This window comes from Bacteroidota bacterium, assembly GCA_030706565.1.
In the GTDB taxonomy this organism is placed as follows: Bacteria; Bacteroidota; Bacteroidia; order Bacteroidales; family JAUZOH01; genus JAUZOH01.
In genome coordinates this window covers 1-3,585 of sequence record JAUZOH010000380.1, presented here as the reverse complement: position 1 = coordinate 3,585, position 3,585 = coordinate 1, and the positions used below count along the sequence as shown (strand labels likewise).

Annotated in this window: 3 protein-coding genes; all 3 read right to left on the bottom strand. The window is 40.1% G+C overall.

Annotated elements, in window-relative coordinates; genetic code table 11:
• Positions 1-448 (bottom strand): glycoside hydrolase family 97 N-terminal domain-containing protein (locus tag Q8907_14395; GenBank protein ID MDP4275462.1); only part of this gene is annotated, 448 nt, incomplete at its 3' end.
• Between the two features lie 6 nt (positions 449-454).
• The gene (locus Q8907_14390; GenBank protein MDP4275461.1) at positions 455-3,175 is read right to left on the bottom strand and encodes a glycoside hydrolase family 2 protein; all 2,721 of its coding nucleotides are present in this window, start codon (positions 3,173-3,175) and stop codon (positions 455-457) included.
• A gap of 178 nt (positions 3,176-3,353) precedes the next feature.
• Positions 3,354-3,585 (bottom strand): FAD-dependent oxidoreductase (locus Q8907_14385; protein MDP4275460.1); only part of this gene is annotated, 232 nt, incomplete at its 5' end.

Genomic DNA, 3,585 nt, shown 5'->3' with positions numbered 1-3,585 from the left:
TTTTATCAAAACTAAACCCCACTTTTTCATCCAGCACCTTGTATTCCTTCTTATAAGAAGTTATCCATCGCCAGGCGACACCATTATTATACGCCCTGCATTCAAGGGAAAGCCCGTTGCTAAAATCAAGATGCAGTTGATTACATCTGTCCTGTATAGATTTACTCTTCTGCCTTACAACAGGAGTCAATAATTCATTGATAAAAGTCCTTTTTGTACCCACTACTTTCCATCCTGCTTTTCTGGAAGCATCGGTGGTAAATGAGATTTTAGATTTCCCTACAACTCCCTTATTATCAACAGCTACGGAATAATTAATACTATCGGCCACTTCAAGAATGAATTTCACCGATTTATCAGGGGATAAAAGAGTAAAATCTTTTTGGGCAAAGGCCTGATAGCCCAATGAACCCAACATCAAGGCAATTAAATATACAGACTTTTTCATTTCGTATTATTTTACAATTATTGTTTCTTCTTTAACATTCCAACCTTCCAAAGACAACCGAGCCTCCCTGCAGGATGCAAAACGGTTGAAAACGGTTAAGGCAACTGTCTTGGATTCCCCAGGCAACAGGCAAAAGAAATTATCAGAATAAAATACAGGAATAATCAACTTGCCATTTTTATCTTTTAATTTCAACTGATTAAAAAAGGCCACAGATTTTGAATTGTTTGAAACATTAACATTCAGAACAATTTGTTCCTTTTCTGCTACTTTTGACACCTTCATATCCACTTTAGCAGCAGGAAGTTTATTGATGTCCTGAAAGCCTGACACGGCCGGGCCTGTCAGTGTCCATGGGCCTTTATACGGATCTTTAGACCTCCAGTAAAAAGCATCAGCAATCACCTTTCCGGAAGGATTTTTTAAGTTAAGCTTTATAAAATGGACTTGGGAAACATTCTCCGGAAAGTCAATTTTAAATATATCATTAACCACTCCATCCGAAGGAATGGATATTTTGACAGATTTCGACCAAACCTTTTGCGCGTCCATATTATATACGGCGGCCTCGACCGAATAGCCTGCAAATGTTATCCTGTAATCATTATAAACAGAAACAGTATTTTTCAAATAATCAAATTGCGGATGCAGGGGAGCCAGTCCATTTTGTGAATAATACAATGCTGCAGTAGGCTGCAGATAGTAATCGTACATACGGCCGGCTACCTGAGGCAAAGGGCAGTTGTGATACCAGAAAAAGAAACCTGAAGCAAATCGGTCACCGTAATTAAACTTGTTATAATCCCATACTTCCCAGATAGAACGGAAATTCATGGCACCTACAAATTGTGCCTTTTTGGAAAATTCTTCTATAGATGAGGATTCTCCGAATTGATCGACTGCCTGTTTGTACTTTGTCACCACCTGATGAAAACCGTTGCCATCCAGATATTTCCAGATAGTATCATTAATGGGCCAAAGGTCTTTTTCAGGCATCATTTTTCTCAAACTTTCAACGACAGGAAGGCAGGGAGCCCCATATTCGGGATTAAATCCGTCTACCCTGCTTCCCCTGGCAGAAGCCGTATTTTCAAAATACTGCATGGGATTCTCATACTTATAAGGGCTGCCATCATGAACGCCACAGCACTCCGATTGCATCTGATAACCGCGGGTACTGTCCAAATCATGAAAAACCAAAGGAGCACCCGGCATTTCTTTTGATTCGTTTGATGAAACATAGTAAGCCAGGGAAGGATGATTTCTGATCCTTTTAAGGGTATTCCTTAAATTCAGAAAATATAAGGCAGTATCCAAAGGTAAATGAGTATCACCGGTCATCCAGTATTCAGTCCAAACTAAAAAGCCAAATTCATCACACAATTGGAAGAAATAATCCGATTCCGAAATTCCTCCGCCCCATAAACGTATGAAATTAAGCCCTGCCTGGCGTGTATATTTTAATTCAGTAAATGTCCTTTGCTCCGAATTTTTAAGCATAGCCTCCGGGACCCAGTTGGTTCCCCTGACAAATACCGGATTCCCATTGACCAGAAAACGCCTGGAATGATCGGGAGTATTCTGATCCGAACTGATCTCCCGGATTCCGAAACGGGTCGATATACTGTGGCTGATCATTTTTGACGGGCTGATAAATTTCAACTGCAACGTGTACAAATTCTGCTTTCCTTTGTTAACAGGCCACCAAAGTTTCGGATTTTTAAATTGAAGCTGCCTGTATTCTTCCGGGCTGAAAATAACAGTTTCCCTTTGCCTGGGAGCTAATGTGATTTTTTTCTCAAAACTGATTTTATTTTCCGGAATAAATCCTTGCAATACGCCAGTTTGAGAAATATTTGAATAATTCACCACTTCCACAGAAATGGTTTGCCTGGATGAGGTGGTATCGGGTAAGGGCAATTTAGTCTGCACAAACGGATTTTCCAGGCATACATTACCTGTTGCATAAAGTTCCACATCGCGCCATATCCCGGTATTCCTGTCACGAATTCCATCGGGAGCAGTAAAGTCCCAGCCGGCACTCATCAACATGGTTACATTCTTACCTATTTCACCATCGCCACCATTTCTGTTTTCTCCAACTGCTCCGGGACGATCTCCCTTAGTTTTGGTGTCACCTGGGAAATCAACAGGCAACACACTCACCGCCAAAGCATTTTTACCTGAAAGGTTGGCCACTGAAGTAATGTCAAAGCTCTTGCTGTTGAACATACCTGCCATTTGGCCTAACAATTTTCCATTCAACCAGATCTCGCAACGGTAATTAATTCCATGGAATTTGAGCCAAATGTCCTTGCCCTTAAAATTCCGGGGAATAACGAACTCTGTGCGGAACCAATAATGATAAAATTCTCTCCCTGCCTCTGCAATATCCGGAATCAGCTTGCGGCTCTTCCGGTTATTGTCGGCGAAATAAGGATCTGGATATACTCCATTCTTAACCAGGGAAGTAAGTACTGTTCCCGGAACAATTGCAGAGTACCAGTCCGAAGTTGGGTAATTGGCCTGAGATATTGTCTTGCCTTCATTGGGAACTTCGCTGTATTTTTTCATCTTCCAGGCAGATTGCCCGTGATAACCATCTGAAGACCTTAAAAATACGAAGTACTGGCTCGAAGGATTACAAAGATGCGTCCCGGATTGAGCGAAACATTGAAAACATAAAAAAAATAAAAAAAGGGTAAACAGGTAAATTGATCTTTTCATGATGATTTTTAAATTTCATATCGAATAAGGAAAATGGAAAACAATTCCCCTTATTGGATAAAAAAAGGTTTTGAATAAATAATTTGCACCTTAAACCATTTAAAGCCTTGGATTAGAGTGTTATTTTACATCCATAAATATGGAATATCAATATTTTCTTTTAAATCAATACTTTTTTCTACTTACCCGATTCAAGGATTTGAGAATCCTGCAGGAGTTGTTTTTCTAAAATATTATAGTTCAGATCCTGCACCGCCACCTTCTTTTCGATGGAAAGAACAGCTGCAGTAGCAGCGCTCTGGCCAAGTATCATGAATACAGGTTCCATACGAATTGATCCATAAGCTATATGTGAACTTGATATACAAACCGGAACCAGTAAATTCTCACATTCGCTCTTTTTGGGAATG